The following is an 18,285-nucleotide window of genomic DNA, read 5'->3' on the forward strand; positions in this document are numbered from 1 at the left end:
CCACGGAGCCCCCGACGGAGCCCCCGACGGACACCGCGCCGCCGACGGACGGCGTGCCGCCTTCGACGAGCCCCACGGAGGAGATCCCGACCTGTCCACCGGCCTCGCTGCCGCCGACCGACGTACCGCCCACCGAGGCACCGACGGACACGCCGCCGCCCACGGACGCACCCACGGACACGCCTCCGACGGACACCGGCGCCCCGCCGCCGCCTTCGGAGAGTGCTCCCGCCCAGTGACGCGGGATCGGACCCAGTGATTCGGGCCAGGCCGCGTGCCTGGCCCGAATCATGGGCCGCGCAAGCCGCTTACGGCAGATCAAGGTTGTGATAGCGGCCCTCGTGGTAGAGCAGCGGCGCCTCCTCCGAGGGCGTGCTCAGCGCCCTCACCCCACCCACCACGATCGAGTGGTCGCCGGCGTCGTGCACCGCCGTGGTGACGCACTCCACCGTCGCGATCGCCCTGTCGAACAACGGCACCCCCGTCTCGCCCCGGTGGTGCGGCCACCGTGCGAGCTGCCCGTTCAGCGGTCGCCCGCGGTGGGCGAAGAAGCGTGAGGCGTCCTCCATCGAGGCCGGCAACACCGACACCCCCCACACCCCGGTCTCCAGCACCGCTTCATGGAACCGGGCCACCTTCTCGGCGCAGAAGAGCACGAGCAGCGGTTCGAGGGAGACGGAGGTGAAGGAGTTGATCGTCATCGCATGGTCGACGCCGTCGCGGCGGGTCGTGACGATCGCGACTCCGGTGGCGAAGCGGCCGACGACCTTGCGATGGGTTGCGGGGTCCACGTGCCGCTCGATGAAATGCACGAAAGATACTTTATGCCGCTACATGGGATTATTCGGAGAGTACCCTCGCAACAACCAGGAACCCCCTGACGAGGGCGACAGCAGGTAGGCCGCCACGAGGGCCAGCAGACCACCGTACAGATAGATGTAGCCCGGAGCGCCCCGCGCGATCACCAGGTCACCCGCGCCCAGCTCCAGCGTGAACGGCATCGTCACCAGCAGCCACCCGACCGCCGTCGCGACCGCCCCGAGCCGGGCGCGCATCAGCCGGCCCGCCCCCAGGCTCACCCCGAACAACGCCAGCACCCAGACCAGCGCCGCCATCGGCACCCCGTCCATCTGCCACGCCGGATGAGTGAAGCCGCCGACGACCGCCATCACGACCCCGAGCACGAACAACATGCCGTACGCCGCCCCGCCCAGCGCCGACTCGGCCTGGCTGCGATGTTCCATAGCGACTGAGGTTAGTGGATGCCTGCGAAGAGATCGTTCTCGCGGTTGTACGGCTCGCCGAGCCCTCCGGCCTCCACGGGCGGCCCCGGCACCGGCGGGCCCGGCGACCCGATCGCCAGGGTGTAGTGCTCGACCCCCGCGATCTCCTGGCCGACGTTGTTGGACAGCGCGAACCACGGCTCCGCCACGGTGATCTGCGTGGCGTGGGCCCGCATGGCCTCGATCTTGTTGCCGATCCAGGGACGCGCGTCGATCTCGGTGGTGATGTCCTGGTCCGCGCAGCCGAAGGCCATGTCCTCGACGTCCTCCACGAGGAAGCCGACCCCGGCCTCGCGCAGCGCCTCCGAGCTGCGGCGCAGCACGGACCTGGCGACGGCGGTGTGGTAGGACTTCGCGATCCGCCACGGCGTGCCCGTGCCGAAGCCGGGGTCCGCGGCCAGCTCGAACGCCCTCCGCGAGACGCGGTGCGCCTGGATGTGGTCGGGGTGGCCGTAGAAGCCGTTCTCGTCGTACGTCACCAGCACCTGAGGGCGTACTTCGCGGATGACCTTGACCAGCTCGCCCGCGGCCTCGTCGAGGTCCGCCTGCCAGAAGGCCTTCGGGTGGTCGTTGGAGGCCACGCCCATCATGCCCGAGTCGCGCCAGTGCCCCGGCGCGCCGAGGAAGCGGTGGTCCTCGACCCCCAGCGCCTTGCAGGCGGCGTCGAGCTCGCCGATCCGGTACGGCCCCAGCGCGTCGTCCCTGTCGGCCGCCAGATGGGCGAGGTCACCGGGAATGATCTCGCCTTCCTCGCCGAGCGTGCAGGTCACCAGCGTGACGTGGGCGCCCTCGGCGACGTATTTCGCCATGGTCGCCCCGGTGCCGATCGACTCGTCGTCCGGATGGGCGTGCACGAGCAGGAGCCGTCGATCAGTCATAGCCCTGAGCGTAACAATCATGCGTCCCTGGCAGGATTGGCCCCATGAGTGAGAGCTTCCCGCGACTGTCGGCCAGGACCCGCCGGTTCACCCTCGGAGTGCCCAGAGGCTTCAGGATCTCCCCTGACGGCGGCCGGGTGATCTTCCTGCGCACGCAGTCGGGCGACGACCCGGTGACCTGCCTGTGGGAGCTCGACACCGAGACCCACGTCGAACGCCTGATCGTCGATCCGCGCACGCTTCACGCCGACGAGGAGGACCTGCCACCGGAAGAGCGGGCCAGGCGCGAGCGCAGCAGGGAGTCCGCGGGCGGCGTGGTCTCCTACGCCACCGACACCGCCGTGACCCGGGCCTGTTTCGCCCTGTCCGGCGAACTCTACGTGGTGGACCTGGCCGGCGGCCAGGCGCACCGGCTCGACACTCCGGGCGCGGTCATCGACCCCCGGCTCTCCCCCGACGGGCGGCACGTCGCCTACGTCACCGGCGGCGCCCTGCGCGTCCAGGACGTGCTCTCCGGCGCCGACCGCGCGCTCGCCACGCCGGAGTCGGGGACGGTGACGTACGGGCTGGCCGAGTTCATCGCCGCCGAGGAGATGGACAGGATGCGCGGCTACTGGTGGGCGCCGTCGAGCGACGCGCTGCTGGTCGAGCGGGCCGACGAGGCGCCGGTCAACGTCTGGCACATCGCCGATCCGGCCAACCCCGACCGTCCGGCCACGGTCCAGCGTTACCCGGCGGCCGGCACGGCCAACGCGGTCACCGAGCTGTTCGTGCTGGGGCTCGACGGGTCGCGCGTCGCGGTGCCGTACACCGAGGAATACCTCACCACCGCCGCCTGGGACTCCCACGCGCTGTCGATCGTGACGATGACCCGCGACCAGAAGACGATGCGGCTGTTCACCGTCGACCCGGCGACCGGCGCGAGCACGCTGGTACGCGAGGACACCGATCCGGCCTGGGTCGACATCGTGACGGGCGTGCCCGCACACCTCGACGACGGGTCGCTGGTCTGGGTGGCCTCCGCCGACGGCGGCCACCGGCTCTACATCGACGACCGTCCGGTCACCCCACCGACGTTGCAGGTGCGGGCCGTGCTCGACGTCGACCACGACAGCGTGCTGTTCAGCGCGAGCGGCGACCCGACCGAGATCCAGCTGTGGACGTGGGACGGCCATTCCCTGCTGCCCGTCTCGACCCGTTCCGGGGTGTTCTCGGGGCGCATGTCGGGTGGGGTGGGCGTACTGACCGAGCAGAGCCTCGCCGCCGAAGGCGTCTCGACCACGGTGGTGAAGCGCGACGGCACGGCGGTGCCCATCCCGTCGTACGCCGAGCGTCCTGGCCTCGACATGCGGGTCTCGCTCGGCCGCTCCGGCCGTCGCGACCTGGCCACCGCCGTGGTGCTGCCGTCGTGGCACGAGCAGGGCTCCCGCCGGCTGCCGGTCCTGATGAATCCGTACGGCGGCCCGCACGCCCAGCGGGTGCTCAACCAGCGCGGCATCTTCCTGGAGAGCCAGTGGTTCGCCGAGCAGGGGTTCGCCGTGGTCGTGGCCGACGGGCGCGGCACCCCCGGCCGCGGCACGGCCTTCGAGCGGTCCGTGCTCAACGACCTGGCGACCCCGGCGCTGGAGGACCAGGTCGACGCCCTGCAAGGGGTGGCCGAGCAGTACCCCGACGACCTCGACCTGACGAAGGTCGCCATCCGCGGCTGGTCGTTCGGCGGTTACCTGGCCGCGCTGGCGGTGCTGCGCCGCCCGGACGTGTTCCACGCGGCGGTCGCGGGGGCGCCGGTGACCGACTGGCGGCTGTACGACACGTGCTACACCGAGCGCTACCTGGGCCACCCCGACCAGCAGCCCGAGGTGTACGAGAAGTCCTCGTTGTTCGCCGACGCCGGCAAACTGGAACGCCCGCTGCTGCTGGTCCACGGCCTGGCCGACGACAACGTCGTGGCCGCGCACACTCTCCGCCTGTCCTCGGCGCTCCTCGCGGCGGGTCGCCGGCACAGCGTGCTCCCGCTGTCGGGGGTGACGCACATGACGCCTCAGGAGGTGGTGGCGGAGAACCTGCTCCTGCTGCAACTGGACTTCCTCAAGCAGGCGCTGGGCTGACCCATCCTGGAGCGGCGACCGTACCGACCAGGGACGTTCCCGGCGGCCACCGTACGCACCGAACTGAGGGTCTGACAAACCCAAGTCCGACACCCGCGCCGCGAAGATCAAACCCTGGTCCGACGCGATCCCGCCACCCGCTGCGGGATCGTGAACGCCATGCTGAGATCCCTCGCCCTCACCCTGGCGCTCCTGGGCGCGAGCCTGACCGCCCCGGCCGCGGCGGCGACCACCACCGCCCAGGAGTGGCGCCCCTGCCCCCGTGACAAGATCGGGATGGTCTGCACCGACCTCAAGGTCCCGGTCGACTGGAGCAAACCCGGCGGCCGCACGATCACCCTGAAACTGGGGCGGCTCAAGGCCACCGGCGCCTCGGAGGGGTCGGTGCTGGTGGCCTACGGCGGTCCCGGCGGTCCCGGCATCGCCCTGACCCAGGCCAACCCGGGCTGGTGGGCCGCGCTCCGCGAGCGTATGGACATCGTCACGTGGGACACTCGCGGCTACGGCGAGCAGTTCCAGGGCCTCAGCACGGGCCTGCGGTGCTCGTGGACCCGCGTCCCCATCCCCGACGCCCCGGAAGACGACGCCTCCCTCGGCCGACTGTCCGACACCAACCGCGGCTACGCCGAGGCCTGCCGCCTGAAAGACCCCGAGTTGTTCGCCCACATGAGCTCGGCCGACCACGCCAGAGACATGGAGGCCATCAGGGAGTCCCTCGGCGACGGCGAGCTCAACTTCTACGGCGCCTCCTACGCGGGCATCTTCGGCCAGGCATATGCCCGTCTCTTCCCCGGCCGCATCCGCACGATGGTCCTCGACGGCACGATCAACCACAGCACCGCGAGCTGGGAACGTGAGCTGGAAGAGTCGGCCAAGGCCAACGAGAGCTCCCTGCGGCGCTTCTTCACCTGGTGCAGGGCCAACGACTGCTCCGACGTGCCCGGCCGCTGGCGGGCGCTGATCGCCAGGGCCGAGCGCACCCCCGTCCCCACCACGACCGCCAGCGTCGCCTACAACGGCCGCGACCTGCAGTCCTTCGCCATCGGCCGGGCCCGGCAGGGCAAGCCGGCCTGGCCCGGCCTGGCGCAGGCGATCCGCAAGGCCGCCAAGGGAGACGCGTCCGGCTTCGTGCCCGCCCGCGGCGCCCGCTACCCCGACCAGTCCACGGGCGTCACGGAGTGCACCGACTGGCCCCGCATCGCCGGCCTCAAGGAGCTGGCCGCCACCAACACCCGCCTACGCCAGATTGCCCCTGACGCGGGCACCGCCAACACCCTTGCCACGGCGACGCTCGGCTGCATCGGCTGGCCGGTGCCCGTGACCAACAAGCCCGCTCCCCTCCCCAAGGGTCTGCCGCCCCTGCTCGGGGCGGGAGCGTGGGGCGAGTCCGACGCGGTGGCCCGAGCACTGTCGTCGGTCCCCGGCAGCGCCGTCGTCCACCACGACGGGCCCGGCCACACGCTCTACGGCTTCAACGAGTGCGCCCGTGACCACATCAACCGCTACTTCACCGACCGCACCGTCCCCGCCAAGACCACCCGATGCTGACCACGGACCCCGGCTTCGTCGCCACGGGACGCCCCGGGTCCGTCACCACGCACAAGACGGAGGCTGTCACACCGCGCGAGACAGGGGCGTCACTGGTTGGGGGTGGAGGGGGTGCCGTGCCAGCTGGTCCAGAGGGCCGCGTAGGAGCCACCCGCCGCCACCAGTTCGTCGTGGGAGCCCAGTTCGCTGATGCGTCCGTCCTCCACGACGGCAACCCGGTCGGCGTCGTGCGCCGTGTAGAGGCGGTGGGCGATCGCGATGACCGTCCGTTTGTCGAGTACGGCGGCCAGCGAGCGTTCCAGGTGCCTGGCGGCCCGTGGGTCGATGAGAGAGGTGGCCTCGTCCAGCACGAGGGTGTGCGGGTCGGCGAGCACGAGGCGGGCCAGGGCGAGTTGCTGGGCCTGCGCGGGCGAGACGGCGAGCCCTCCGGAGCCCACCCGGGTCTCCAGGCCGTCGGGCAGTTCCAGCACCCAGTCGAGCGCGTCCACCGCTTCGAGCGCCGTCCGCACGGCCTGGTCGTCGGCGTCGGAGCGGGCGATCACGAGGTTGTCGCGTACGGTCCCCTTGAACACGTGGTGTTCCTGGGTGACGAGCGCGACGTGGCCGCGCAGGTCGTCGAGAGGCAGTTCGACCAACGGCACCCCGCCCACCGCCACCGAGCCGGCGCGCGGCCCGTGGATGCCGGCCAGCAGCCGCCCCAGCGTCGACTTGCCGGCGCCCGACGGACCGACCATGGCCAGCCGCTCTCCCGGCTGCACGGTCAGCGACACGCCGTGCAGCACGTCGCGGCCCTCACGGTAGGCGTAGCGCACGTCCGACGCCTCCAGCAGTTCGCCGGAGGGAGACGACGACGCGGAGGTCACCCGGTCGTCGGGCACGTTGGCCACGCCGAGCAGCCGGGCCATGGATGCCCCGCCCACCTGCAGCTCGTCGATCCACATGAGGAACCTGTCGAGTGGGTCGATGAGCTGCTGGGCATAGAGGGTGGCGGTGGTCACCTGGGCGAGCGTGACCCAGCCGCTGGTGTAGAAGAGGCCGCCGACCAGCAGCGTGGCCACGACGGGCAGCACATAGCCCAGCTCGACGGCGGGGTACCACATGGAGCGCAGGTGGAGCGTGTAGCGCTCGGCGGCGTACGAGCGGGCGATGTCGTCGTCGGTGCGGGCCCTGCGCCGCTCCTGCAGCCCGAGCGCCTCCACCGCCCTGGCGCCCTCGACGGTCTCGGCCAGCCCTTCGGTGAGGTCGGCGTAGGCGGCGTTCTCACGGAGGTAGCCGTCGCGCGCCCGCTTCAGATACCACCGGCTGGAGATCCACAACACCGGGCCGGCGATCAGCATGGGCAGCATGAGCAGCGGACTGACCAGGAGCAGGGCGCCCACGGTGATCACGAAGGTGACGGACGCGATGAGCGTCTCGGGGACGGCGTGCCGCACGGTGCGCGACAGGGCGTCGACGTCGCGGGAGGTCCTGGTGATCAGGTCGCCGGCACCGGCCCGTTCGACGGTGGACAAGGGCAAACCGAGCACCCGGTCGACGAAATCCTCGCGCAGCTCGGCCAGCACCTTCTCGCCGAGCCTGGCGGAGGCCAGCACGGCGTAGCGGACGAGCACGCCCTGCAGCAGCAGGAACGCCCCGATGGCGGCCGCCACGACGACGACGTTGACCTCGCCGCCATACTGCACGTCCTGCACCAGCCTGCCGAGCTGCCACGGCACGGCCAGCCCGGCCACGGCGGCCAGCCCGTGCAGGAGGAGGGCGACGGTGAGCTCGCGCGGATAGCGCAGGGTCAGCCGCCTGGCGTAGGCGCGCACCTGTTTGCGGTCGGCGACCGGAAGGATCTCGCGGGTCATGTGTCAGTCCTCCCCGCGGGTCACGGTCGCGGCATAGGCGGGCGTGTTGTCGAGCAACTGCCGGTGCGTGCCCTCGGCCAGCACCCTGCCGTCCTCGACGTAGATGACGTGGTCGGTGCGGTCGAGCACCAGAGGGCTGGTCGTGCAGACCAGCGTGGTGCGGCCGGCGCGGGCCTTGGCCAGCCGCCCGGCGATGCGGGCCTCGCTGTGGGCGTCGACGGCGCTGGTGGGCTCGACCAGGATGAGCACCTCGGGGTCGGCCAGCAGCGCCCTGACCAGGCGCAGCCGCTGCTGCTGCCCGCCGGAGAACTCACGACCGGCCTCGGCCACGACCGTGTCGAGCCCGTCGGGCAGGGCTTCGACGATGTCGTCGGCGCAGGCCGCGTGGAGCGCCTCGCGCAGCTGCGCGTCGGTGGCGCCGCCGCGCACGTCGAGCTCGTCGCGCAGGCGGCCGGTGAACAGGCGGGCGCTGTTGTCGGCGACGAGGATGCGGGCGCGGATCTCGGCGAGGGGCAGGTCGGCCAGGTCGGCCGCGCCGAAGGTGACGTCGCCGTCGGCGTAACGGCCGAGCCGGTCGGCGATGGCGGCGGCGTCGTCGGGCGAGTCGGCGGCGACGGCGGTCAGCGAGCACGGCTGGAGGGTGACGCCGCTGTAGGAATCGCGCAGCACGCCGCCGGGGCTGCTCGCCGTGCCGCCGGAGACCTCGGGCTCGATCGACAGGATGCGGATCACGCGGCCTGCTGCGACGTGGCCTTTGGTGAGCTTGTCGGCGGCCTCGGTGAGGGTGCGTAGGGGGCCGATGAGGAAGACCGCGTAGAGATAGAACGAGACGAGCTGGCCGGTGGGGATCTCGCCCGCGACTGCGAAGGAGGCGCCGACGCCGGTGACGACGGCGATGAGCAGGCCCGGCAGCACGATCTGGGCTCCTTCGAGCACCGACTCGATCCTGGCCACGCCGACGCCGGCCTGGCGGACGAGCTGCGACTCCTCGCGATAACGGCCGGCGAAGACCTGCTCGCCGCCGATGCCGCGCAGCACCCGCAGACCCGCCACGATGTCGCTCGCCCTGGTGGACAGGTCGCCGACCAGCTCGCGGTGCCTGCGCTGCCGCCGGTGCAGAGGGCGCAGCAGCGGCGAGACGGCGAGGGCCATGATCGGCACGCCGAACAACACGAGCAGGCCGAGCGGCAGCGAGGTCGAGATCAGAATCACGGTGACAGTGACGATCGCCACGACGGAGCCGGTGCCGCGCAGCAGGATGTCCATGGAGCTGCCGATGTGGGCGATGTCGGAGTTGCCGACGCTGACGACCTCGCCGGTGGACAGCCGTTTGGGCAGCGTGGCGCCGAGCCTGGCGGCCTGTCTGGCGGTCACCTGCACGGTGCGGTAGGCGGCCGACAACCAGGTCTGCACGGCCATCCGGTGCCGCATCAGCCCGGTGTAGGCCTGCAGCAGGCCGAGCCCCAGCAGGACGCCCGCCCAGAGCAGCAGCGCGCGGGAGTCCTTGGCGGTGACGGCGTCGATGCCCCTGCCGAGCACGGCCGGCATCAGGGCCTGCACCAGCCACCACAGGGTGGCGAAGCCGATGCCCGTGAGCAGCGTCGACCACTGCCTGCGCGCGGTCCACCACAAATAGCGCAGCGGGCTGCGGATGTCGGGCACGCCGGGATCGGCCTCAGGAAGGGAGCGCATAGCCTGACAACCTTGACAAGGTGCGGGGCGGCCCGGCAATCGGTTTTCGACCTGCTGGAACGTTCCCCTGGTGGCGCTCGGTCCCTGTGAGGGCCCGCATCGGGTACGCCAGCGTCACCAGCGCCGTGACCGCGAGGAGAGAGTAGCCGATCGTGCACGCCTCGGTGGCGGCGTGGACGGCCCCCATGACGAGCGGCGGGAAATAGCCGAGCCGGCCGTACGAGTGGGCCCGGCCGGTGAACAGGACGGGCACGTTCGAGACGAAGCAGACGGCCGCGAACATGCGCCGCCCGCCGAACCGGCCGGCATGACTGTAGGGATGCGTCCCAGCGAGCCGACGATCACAGGATCGCCACCAGGAGCGAGAGCTGCGTGGGCGACAGCCGCAACCACCCGCTGTAGCTCCCCGACGGCGGGCCGACGAGGTTCCATGCCCAGAACGTCACCGCGAAGGCCGCCGTGGCCGGCGCCAGGTTCCGCACCTGGCCCGCACAAAGTCCTAACATGCACTTTGTGCAACAGAGTCTCACTTCAGGTGACGACGTGAGGGTGCGCGGTGGGAGCGCCCGCGCGGGCATTCTTTACACGGTGCACACCACGGCCGGGACGGCGCTGCTCACGCTTCTCCCGTTCAGCCCCCAGATGCGCGCACTTTCCACCTCGTTGGGCTGTTTGTTCCGTCCTTACATCGTGTATCGGAGGCGCGGGCGATGGCGTGCCGGGGCACCCGGCAGGGGTCGGGGTGCGCCAGAATCGACCCTTGTGAAGCACGGGTACACCAACAGCACGGTCGGCGACGGCGCCCTGGTCGTGAAGTGCTACCAGGGGCCCGAGTCGGCGTTCAGGCTCAGCACGGAGAGCAGATATCTGCGCCGCCTGCGCGGCCGCATCCCCGTGCCCCGCGTCCACCAGGTCACCGCGACCAGCCTCACCACCCGCTGGGTCGAGGGCTCCCACGGCCAGGACCTGCTGGACGACGGCCGCGCCCCGGAGGTGCTCACCGAGTGCGGCCGCATGCTGGCCCGCATCCACCGGCTCGGCATCGTGCACGGCGACTACGGGCCGCAGAACATGTTGTTCCACCCGGTCACGTTCGAGACGACAGCGATCCTCGACTGGGAGTGGGCCCATCCGGGGCGGCCGGTCGAGGACCTCGCCTGGTGCGAGTGGATCGTCCGTACGCACCACCCCGAGCACGTGCCGCTGCTGCCCTGCTTCTTCGCCGCGTACGGCGAACCCGTGCCCGGCTGGCCCGAGCGCCACGCGGCGATGCTGGCGCGCTGCCGCGACCTGCTCGGCTTCTGCGGCCGATGGGAGCCCGGCGGGGGCGGGGAGAAAGTGTGGCGCGAGCGCCTCGACACCACCTCCGCCTGGGCCGAATGACCGGATGACGCGGGCCGCCGGACGTCCTTGACAGGTTCTGTCGGTGTCCTTTGCCTGACTCGGGGCATGACTCGGCACGTGATCCTAGTCCTCGGCGCGACAGGCACCATCGGGCGGCGCGTGGCTGAGCGGCTGCGTGCGGCAGGCCACGCCGTACGCGCCGCCTCCAGAAGCGGCGAGACCGCGTTCGACTGGGCGCGTCCCGGCACATGGGAGCCCGCGGTGGGAGGGGTGTCCGGCGTCTTCCTCATGGCCCCCGACGGCGTCCCGATCGATCCGGCGTTCGTGTCGCTGGCGGCGGACCAGGGGGTCGGGCACATCGTGCTGCTGTCCAGCGGCGGCATCGAGGTCATGGGCGACGAGCGGCTGATGGCCGCGGAGCGCGCCGTCCGCGACAGCGGCGCCGGGTGGACGATCCTGCGGCCGAGCTGGTTCCACCAGAACTTCGACGAGGGTTTCCTGCGGCCCGCGGTCATGGCGGGCGAGCTGATGTTGCCGATGGGCACCGTGCGCCAGGCGTTCGTCGACGCCGACGACATCGCCGCGGTGGCCGCCGCGGCCCTCACGCAGGACGGCCACGCGGGCCGCTCCTTCGAGATCACGGGGCCGCGCGCCCTGTCGTTCGGGGAGGCCGCGGAGATCATCGGCTGGGCGGTGGGCCGCGAGATCACCTACCTGGGCGGCGAGGAGGAATACATCGCGGCGCAGGGCTTCTCCGGCGAGGCCATCCGTGCGGCCAAGGCGTTCGCCGCGCTGCGCGCCCTCGGCGACCAGCCGGTCACCGAGGTCGTGAGCCAGGTGACCGACCGGCCGCCGAAGCCGTTCGAGAGTTACGTCACCGAGGCGGCCGCGCGGGGCGCCTGGCGGCCGTGAGGCGGCCGTCGCCCGCGCGCCGGACGCTGCTCACCGGCCCAGCTCGCGCACCAGGGCCGTCGCCGCGTCGAGCAGGCTCAGCTCCCTGGCGGTCATCGTGGAGTTCGCGCCCCGCCGGTCCCTGGCCCGCTCCAGCGCATCGCCATAGTCCATCGCGGCGCCCAGCCCGGCCAGCAGCGCGCTGACCGCCGCCCGTGCCGCCGGCGCCCGCCCGTCCTCGTCGTCGGCCGCGACCTGGGCGAGGATCATCGCCGAGATGGCGCAGTCCTCCTCAGGCAAACCCTCCTCGGTGTTGGACCAGTCGATCACCATCGGGCCGCGGGGTGTGAGCATGACGTTGTCCGGGTGCAGGTCGAGGTGGAGCACCCGATCGCGGGGGTCGGCCGAGCACCGCGCCGGGATGCGGTGCAGGCGCAGCAGGAGCCGCGCGATGCCGTCGCCCGCCGCCTCGGGGCTGAGCTCGCCGCCGAGCATCGCGTGCAACATCGTTGGCCCGGTCAGCCGCTCCATCACCAGGTCGGTGGCCGGCTGATCCCCAGGATGCACGCGGGGCACGGGATAGCCGTGCGCGGCCACGTACCCGATGACCGCGGCCTCCCTGCGCGCGTCGAGATCCGACCGGTAGCGGCGCAGGACCAGGTCCTCGCCGATCGTGTACACATCGGCGCTGCGTCCCGACCCCAGCAACTCCCCGAGCTCCATCGGGCCAACCTACCGGGCCGCCTCATGACGCCCGGCGACGCGATCCAGCTCGCCCAGGTCTGCGGTGTGGTCGCGCCGCATGGAGGCCGCGAGTTCGCGTGCCTGCCGCGCGCCGCCCGCGTTCTGCTCGCCGTCCGCCACCAGCGCGAGCTGCTTCAGGTACGCCCGCAACAACGTGACGAACCGCCGGTCGAACGCGTCGTCCCGCAGCTCCGACAGCGTTTCCAGGTCGGCGGCGGTGGGCATGCCGGGCATGTCGTGCTGCTCGTGCGGGTTCCCGCCGGTGACCCGGGCCTGGGCGAGCAGGGCACGCAGCCGGCCGCGTTCGCTCTCGTGCTTCTCGCCGAGCCGGGCGGCCAGCCCGGCGAGCGGCCGGTCGGCCGTGCGGTCCCCGGCGAGCTCAAGGAGCGGCAGGGCCCGCGTGTGCAGCGCCTCGGCCAGTTGCAGCCAGGCCACGTCGGTGGTGGTGAAGGATCCGCTGGGGGCCGGGGCGGGGGCGGCCGAGCAGCCGAGCAGCAGGACGGTCAGCAGCAGGGACCCGAGCACCCGTGACACGCGTACGACCTCCGGGAAGGCCCGGGCGGGACGGCCCGCCCGGGCGACGGACAGGAGTTACGACGGCCGCCCGTCGGCGCCGCACTTGATCACCGGACGGATGCAGTCGCGTACCCGGCGCTCCATCTCCCCCTCCGGCCAGGCGTTGAAGAAGTCGCCGTGCATCGTGAACCCGCCTCCCGACGCCAGCCGGAAGTGCGACGGGTCGCCGTTCACCGGGTAACGGATCACCTGCCGCAGCTTGGGCACCGGTACGGGATGCGTACTCGGGCAGGCGCCGGCCACCGGGTAGGCCATGTGGCTCTTGTGGTCGGCGGAGTCGAGGTCACGCCCGTTCCAGCACTGCGGGAAGTCGAGGTACGACTCCAGCATCGTCCCCGGCGGGCAGGTGACGAAGTCCTTCGAGGCGCCCACGTGCCCGGCGTGCAGGCAGGACCACCGGGAGATCGTCGTGTGGTCGGGCCCGGTCGCCATGGCGTTGCCCGCGACGATCCGCAGCCCGAGCGGCAGCGGCTGGGTTATTGCGACGATGTCGTCACGCACGCCCTCGCCGAGGTAGTAGAACGTGACGATGGCCGGCTCGACGGGAGCGTTGTCCCTGTAGAGGGTCGGCACCCAGTACGACGACTTGTCCACGGCCGGGTTGCAGTTCGTGGCGCCGTTGAGCAGGTCGTTGAGCTGGGTGTGGGCGTTGGTGACGCGGCTGCCGAAGAAGCTGTGCATGTGCGAGGCGCCCGGCAGGCCGGGGAAGACGATCGGGTCGTCGGGCAGCCGGTGGCTGAACGGGCAGTCGGCGAGGAACTCCGCCACCCGTACGGGCTCGGCCGCCGCGGGCCGGGGCACGACGGCGACCATGCCGATCAGCACGGACAGTAACGCGAGAAGTCGGGAAACGGGCATGGCGGCTCCCTTGGTGGTCATCGGCGGACCCGCACGGTGAAAGGGCGCTGGAAGGCCCTCAGGCGTCGTACGCCGGGGCCGGGGGGGTGGACTCACGACGTCTCCGTCAAAGTGAGAAGCAGGGGGTGTTTTTCGGGGAGCGCTCCCTGACTAGAAGAGTCCTCGCCACTCACACCGCTGTCAAGATGCTTGTTACTATGTGAAAACCGGCCCGATAGGCGAGAAAACGCTCTCTCTGCCCGTGCTCGGCCGGGAAGCGCTTCCGTCCGGGGCTGCGTAAAATAAGTGGGAAATCCTTGCTGGTCCAGCCACACTGATCAAGACCCAGTGAGGAGTTCTCTGTCATGCCGAACCAGCCCGCACCGAACCTGCTGTCGTGGGCCAGCGAGATCGACGAAGCCGCGATCATGCAGGCCGCACGCACCGCCCGCCTGCCGTTCGTCTCCGGCCACGTCGCTCTCATGCCAGACGCGCACGTCGGCATCGGCGCCACGGTCGGCTCCGTGATCCCCACCGAGAACGCGATCATCCCCGCCGCCGTCGGCGTCGACATCGGCTGCGGCATGGTGGCCACGGAGACGACGCTCACGGCCTCGGACCTGCCCGACACGCTCGCGGCCCTCATGCCGCTGGTGGAGCAGCGCATCCCCGCCGGCGTCGGCAAGGGCCACGACGACCCGTCGACCGACCGCGCACTCAGCGACCTCGGGCTTCCCCACACCGACCTCAACCCGAAGCAGACGAAGAAGGTGGCCGACCAGTTCGGCACCCTCGGCTCCGGCAACCACTTCGTCGAGGTCTGCCTCGACGAGCGCGACCGCGTCTGGACGGTGCTGCACTCGGGGTCGCGCGGCATCGGCAACCAGCTCGCCCAGCTGCACATCACGGGCGCCAAGAAGATGATGAAGAGGCAGCAGGTCGGCCTGGAGGACCCTGACCTGGCGTACTTCGTCCAGAACACGCCGGAGTTCACCGCGTACGTCGAGGACATGTTGTGGGCTCAGCGCTACGCGATGGCCTCGCGCGCCCGGATGGACAAGGTTCTGATCAACGCCCTGTTCCGCGTCGCCGGCAAGGGACGGCGCGTCCGCACGATCAACTGCCATCACAACTTCACCCAGCAGGAGACCCACTACGGCAAGTCGCTGTGGATCACCCGCAAGGGGGCCATCAAGGCCGACAGCGGCGACGAGGGCGTGATCCCGGGCTCGATGGGCACGCGCTCGTACATCGTGCGCGGGCGGGGAAACCCCGAGTCGTACACCTCGTGCTCCCACGGGGCGGGCCGCCGCATGTCGCGTACGAAGGCCAAGCGTGAGCTGTCGGCGTCCTCGCTCACCGCGGCCATGAGCGGCCGCACCTGGAACGCCGACCGGGCCGCCGCCCTGGTGGACGAGCACCCGGAGGCGTACAAGCCCATCGACCAGGTGATGGCGGACCAGAGAGACCTGGTGCAGGTGCAGCACACGCTGCGCCAGATCTTCAACTACAAGGGCTGACCGGCCCGCGGGAAGCCGGCCTTTCTCCAGTTCAACAGGGATCGTCGCGGCGACTGGCACCTACGGGTGCGGCGCGTCGTCGCCGACGGTCTCCATGCGGCGGCGTGGATCGACGCTCGCGTCGGCGATGAGCCGCTGGACGCGTGCGTCTGTTCGAGGCCTCGCCCCAGGGGCTGATCAGCCGCGTCACCGATTACTGGCCGGAGCCCTACGATCCGCCGCCCGGCCGCGAGCACCTCGTGGAGCGCTGGTGAGCCGTCCATCGGGTGGAGCGTTTCACACCTGTCCGTTCTCGGGCTGACTGCCGTACTGCTTCGTTTCCGGCTTCTCCACCATGAGCGCGTGCGCCGGCTCGTCGGCCACGGGCCGGTGCCGCAATCCTCGGGGCACGACGAAGACATCTCCCGTCCGCATGATGACGGACTCCCGCCCTTCGAGCTCGATGCTGAACGTTCCGTCCCAGCACAGGAACAGCTCGTCCTCGTCGTGGTGGTGCCACGGAAAGGCACCGTGGAAGCGGGCCAGCCGGACCACCGCGTCGTTCACCTCGGCGAGCTGTCGTTGCTGCCACGGCCCCGGCAACGTGCCGATGACCTCGGGAACCGACACCTGAGCGCTGACTTCGACAGCCATTTCTCCTCCTCGGCGGTTGGTGTACGAGAAAACATCCAAGCCGCGAAAAATGCTCGTTCACAGAGCCAATCCCGCGCAATTGGTTCTCATCATGACCCAATTTCCGCATGCCGGTGCCGCGGCGCGGGATGAGCCGCCGGTGACCGTCCGGGACGCGCCACGCCGTCATCGGGTTCTCGTCGGCTCTTCCTGTACGACCTGCGCAGGCGCCCTGCCGGGCAGGAGCGGGATGACCGCCAGCACGATCACGAGCACTGCCACGACGAGCCAGAAGATGCCGTGGAAGCCGGTGATCACGTCGCCGACGGTCTGCAGGACGAGCGTGACGACCGCCACCCCGAGTGCGGCGCCGAGCTGGTTGAGCATGTAGAGCACCGAGCTGCCCTGCGCCACCATGGGCCCGGGCAGCGTGCGATAGAGCGAACCCATGGTGGGCGCGCTGAAACATCCGCTGCCCAGCCCGAGCGTGAGCGCCGCCAGCGCCGGCCAGATCTCGGGGGTGTCGGCTCCCATCCGGGTGAAGGACACCGCGCTGAGCAGGGCGACGATGACGCCCCCGACGGCCAGGCCGCGCGCGCCGATGCGGTCCGACAGCCGCCCGGCCAGCGGCATCGCGATCGAGCCGCCGAGCCCGAGCGGGGCCATCAGCAGGCCGGCGGCGAGCACGCCGTGCCCGTGCGCCTGCTGGTAGTACAGCGGCAGCGCGAACAGCGCCCCGAAGAGGGACAACCCGCCGAGCCCCATGATCGTGACGCTGGCGGTGAATCCGCGGCTGGCGAACAGGCGCAGGTCGATGAGCGGCGCGTTCCCCGCTCGCGCACGCAGCGCGTGGACGGCGTACGCGGCCAGCAGCAGCACGCCGGCGGCCAGCGGCAGCAGCGCCTGCCAGGCGGCGAACGACCCCTGCTCGGCCGTCTGCGACAGCGCCAGGACGACGGCCGCGAATCCGGGCCCGAGCAGCGCCAGCCCGACGACGTCCAGCCGGGCGGGCAACCCACCGGACGACCCACCGGACGACCCATCCGACGACCCATCCGACGACCCGCCGGACGGCCCGTCGGCAGGGATCACGCGTACGGCCAGCAGCAGGGCGACCAGTCCGACGGGCACGCTGAGCAGGAACATCCACCGCCACGACAGACCGGCGAGCACCACGCCGCCCGCGATCGGCCCGAGCACGGGCCCGAGTGACAGCACCACGCCCATCAGCCCCATCACGCGTCCGGCGCGGCGCGGTCCCGCGGCCCTGGCCAGCAGGATCAGCACGAGCGGGTCGAGCAGTCCTGCCCCGAACCCCTGGAGCGCCCGGAAGGCGATCAGGCTGCCGACGTTCCAGGCCAGCCCGGCCAGGAACGATCCGGCCAGGAAGAGGGCGAGCCCCGTCAGCCACAGCCGCTTGCCGCCGAACCGGTCGACGGCCCACGTGGTGAACGGGATGGTGGCGGTGACCGCGAGCAGGAAGCCGGTGGACGTCCAGCCGACCGTGCTGAGCGAGGTGGAGAAGGCGCCGGCCAGGGTGTCGATGGCGACGGCGGCCATCGTGCTGTTGAGAATGCCCAGCAACCCGCCGAGCAGGATCACGCCGATCATGCCCAGGAGCCGGGCATCCATTCGGCTATCCGACGGCATTGAACTCATGAGTTCAACGTAGTTATCTCATGCGTTCGCATGCAACCCGTACGTCCATAGTGTTGAACCAGGGCGTACAATCGCGGTCATGGCCACCAGCGCCCGCGGGCGCATCGACAAGCGTCAGGCGATCCTCGACGGCGCGTTCGCCGTGTTCGCCCGCCTGGGATACACGCAGGCCTGCGTGCAGGACATCGCCGACGAGGCGGGCGTGGCCAAACCGACGGTCTACAACCACATGACCGACAAGGCCACGCTGTTCCGGCACGCCGTGGAGGCCGCCTCGCAGGCCGCGCTCGACGCCCGGATCGGCGCGCTCGCGCCGCTGGCCGACCCGGGCGACGATCTGGCCGGCGCTTTGGAGGACGTCGCCCACGCGCTGCTGCGACTGCACACCGACGAACGTTCGTGCGCGTTGAAACGGCTGCTCTACTCCGAGATCACGAGATTTCCTGACATTCTCGACGTCGTGACCGGCAGCGGCCCCCACCACCTCACCCAGGCGCTGGCCGACCGCCTGGCCCGGCTCACACTCTCCGGCCGCCTGCGCGCCACCGACCCCGACCTCGCGGCCGAGCAGTTCCTCGCACTGCTCCTCGGCCCACTGGAGGCCCGCTCCCGCCTGGGCACCCGCCAGATCGGCGACACCGAACTCCGCGACCTGGCCCGCGCCGCCGTGTGCACCTTCCTGCGCGCCTGGGCCCGGGACACACCATAGCGAATGTCGGCGACAAGACCTCTTGTCGGTGGTA

The 18,285-nt window shown here is 71.2% G+C and carries 16 protein-coding genes and 2 pseudogenes; 7 read left to right on the forward strand and 11 right to left on the reverse strand.

All coding sequences use genetic code 11. The features are described from left to right. Positions 1 to 308: 308 nt before the first annotated feature. Genes E1267_RS20225 through mshB form a run of 3 tightly spaced genes read right to left on the reverse strand, consistent with a single transcriptional unit; the run spans position 309 to position 2,161 of the window. Positions 309 to 812 carry a flavin reductase family protein gene (locus tag E1267_RS20225; protein ID WP_246064058.1) on the reverse strand — a complete coding sequence of 168 codons (504 nt, stop codon included), beginning with the start codon at positions 810 to 812 and terminating at the stop codon, positions 309 to 311. A gap of 18 nt (positions 813 to 830) precedes the next feature. Continuing rightward, a complete protein-coding gene (locus tag E1267_RS20230; protein WP_132334148.1) occupies positions 831 to 1,244 on the reverse strand; it encodes a DUF6113 family protein in 414 nt (137 codons plus the stop codon). Between the two features lie 11 nt (positions 1,245 to 1,255). Next, positions 1,256 to 2,161: an N-acetyl-1-D-myo-inositol-2-amino-2-deoxy-alpha-D-glucopyranoside deacetylase gene (mshB, locus tag E1267_RS20235; RefSeq protein ID WP_132334149.1), complete on the reverse strand. Its 906-nt coding sequence runs from the start codon at positions 2,159 to 2,161 to the stop codon at positions 1,256 to 1,258. A gap of 44 nt (positions 2,162 to 2,205) precedes the next feature. Between mshB and E1267_RS20240 the strand changes: the two genes are divergently transcribed. Further along, positions 2,206 to 4,269: a S9 family peptidase gene (locus tag E1267_RS20240; RefSeq protein WP_132334150.1), complete on the forward strand. Its 2,064-nt coding sequence runs from the start codon at positions 2,206 to 2,208 to the stop codon at positions 4,267 to 4,269. Positions 4,270 to 4,428: 159 nt separating this feature from the next. Continuing rightward, positions 4,429 to 5,817: an alpha/beta fold hydrolase gene (locus E1267_RS20245; RefSeq protein ID WP_132334151.1), complete on the forward strand. Its 1,389-nt coding sequence runs from the start codon at positions 4,429 to 4,431 to the stop codon at positions 5,815 to 5,817. Between the two features lie 89 nt (positions 5,818 to 5,906). Here E1267_RS20245 and E1267_RS20250 read toward each other — a convergent pair whose 3' ends face one another. The 3 genes and pseudogenes from E1267_RS20250 to E1267_RS20260 all read right to left on the reverse strand — a co-directional run. After that, on the reverse strand, positions 5,907 to 7,667 hold the full coding sequence (locus tag E1267_RS20250) for an ABC transporter ATP-binding protein (RefSeq protein WP_132334152.1): 1,761 nt from the start codon (positions 7,665 to 7,667) through the stop codon (positions 5,907 to 5,909). A 3-nt stretch (positions 7,668 to 7,670) separates the two neighbouring features. Continuing rightward, the gene (locus E1267_RS20255) at positions 7,671 to 9,359 is read right to left on the reverse strand and encodes an ABC transporter ATP-binding protein (RefSeq protein ID WP_132334153.1); all 1,689 of its coding nucleotides are present in this window, start codon (positions 9,357 to 9,359) and stop codon (positions 7,671 to 7,673) included. 208 nt (positions 9,360 to 9,567) lie between these two features. After that, positions 9,568 to 9,865, reverse strand: a pseudogene (locus E1267_RS20260) (MFS transporter); the annotation flags it as partial. Here E1267_RS20260 and E1267_RS47935 point away from each other — a divergent pair. From E1267_RS47935 to E1267_RS20270, 3 genes and pseudogenes are all read left to right on the forward strand, one after another. Next, positions 9,864 to 10,052 (forward strand): annotated as a pseudogene (locus tag E1267_RS47935) (hypothetical protein); the annotation flags it as partial. The pseudogenes E1267_RS20260 and E1267_RS47935 overlap by 2 nt on opposite strands. A gap of 69 nt (positions 10,053 to 10,121) precedes the next feature. After that, positions 10,122 to 10,742 (forward strand): phosphotransferase, encoded by a 621-nt coding sequence (locus E1267_RS20265; RefSeq protein ID WP_246064060.1) that lies wholly within the window; start codon positions 10,122 to 10,124, stop codon positions 10,740 to 10,742. A 78-nt stretch (positions 10,743 to 10,820) separates the two neighbouring features. After that, positions 10,821 to 11,615: an SDR family oxidoreductase gene (locus E1267_RS20270; RefSeq protein WP_246064061.1), complete on the forward strand. Its 795-nt coding sequence runs from the start codon at positions 10,821 to 10,823 to the stop codon at positions 11,613 to 11,615. A gap of 30 nt (positions 11,616 to 11,645) precedes the next feature. On the opposite strand, the gene E1267_RS20275 is transcribed toward E1267_RS20270, so the two are convergent. Genes E1267_RS20275 through E1267_RS20285 form a run of 3 tightly spaced genes read right to left on the reverse strand, consistent with a single transcriptional unit; the run spans position 11,646 to position 13,772 of the window. Continuing rightward, complete coding sequence (locus E1267_RS20275) at positions 11,646 to 12,317, reverse strand: phosphotransferase (protein ID WP_132334156.1); 672 nt, start codon at positions 12,315 to 12,317, stop codon at positions 11,646 to 11,648. A gap of 9 nt (positions 12,318 to 12,326) precedes the next feature. After that, a complete protein-coding gene (locus tag E1267_RS20280) occupies positions 12,327 to 12,872 on the reverse strand; it encodes a DUF305 domain-containing protein (RefSeq protein ID WP_165959702.1) in 546 nt (181 codons plus the stop codon). Between the two features lie 57 nt (positions 12,873 to 12,929). Continuing rightward, positions 12,930 to 13,772, reverse strand: a complete 843-nt coding sequence (locus E1267_RS20285) for a DUF1996 domain-containing protein (RefSeq protein WP_246064063.1) — start codon at positions 13,770 to 13,772, stop codon at positions 12,930 to 12,932. Between the two features lie 344 nt (positions 13,773 to 14,116). Here E1267_RS20285 and E1267_RS20290 point away from each other — a divergent pair, with 344 nt between their 5' ends. Beyond that, entirely contained in the window at positions 14,117 to 15,271 is a 1,155-nt protein-coding gene (locus tag E1267_RS20290) for an RtcB family protein (protein WP_132334159.1), read from the forward strand. 276 nt (positions 15,272 to 15,547) lie between these two features. On the opposite strand, the gene E1267_RS20300 is transcribed toward E1267_RS20290, so the two are convergent. Further along, positions 15,548 to 15,904, reverse strand: a complete 357-nt coding sequence (locus E1267_RS20300) for a cupin domain-containing protein (protein WP_132334160.1) — start codon at positions 15,902 to 15,904, stop codon at positions 15,548 to 15,550. A 165-nt stretch (positions 15,905 to 16,069) separates the two neighbouring features. Continuing rightward, entirely contained in the window at positions 16,070 to 17,515 is a 1,446-nt protein-coding gene (locus E1267_RS20305; RefSeq protein ID WP_246064066.1) for a DHA2 family efflux MFS transporter permease subunit, read from the reverse strand. Positions 17,516 to 17,621: 106 nt separating this feature from the next. Between E1267_RS20305 and E1267_RS20310 the strand changes: the two genes are divergently transcribed. Further along, complete coding sequence (locus E1267_RS20310; RefSeq protein ID WP_132334162.1) at positions 17,622 to 18,251, forward strand: TetR/AcrR family transcriptional regulator; 630 nt, start codon at positions 17,622 to 17,624, stop codon at positions 18,249 to 18,251. Positions 18,252 to 18,285: the final 34 nt, after the last annotated feature.

The organism is Nonomuraea longispora (assembly GCF_004348345.1).
Classification (GTDB): domain Bacteria; phylum Actinomycetota; class Actinomycetes; order Streptosporangiales; family Streptosporangiaceae; genus Nonomuraea; species Nonomuraea longispora.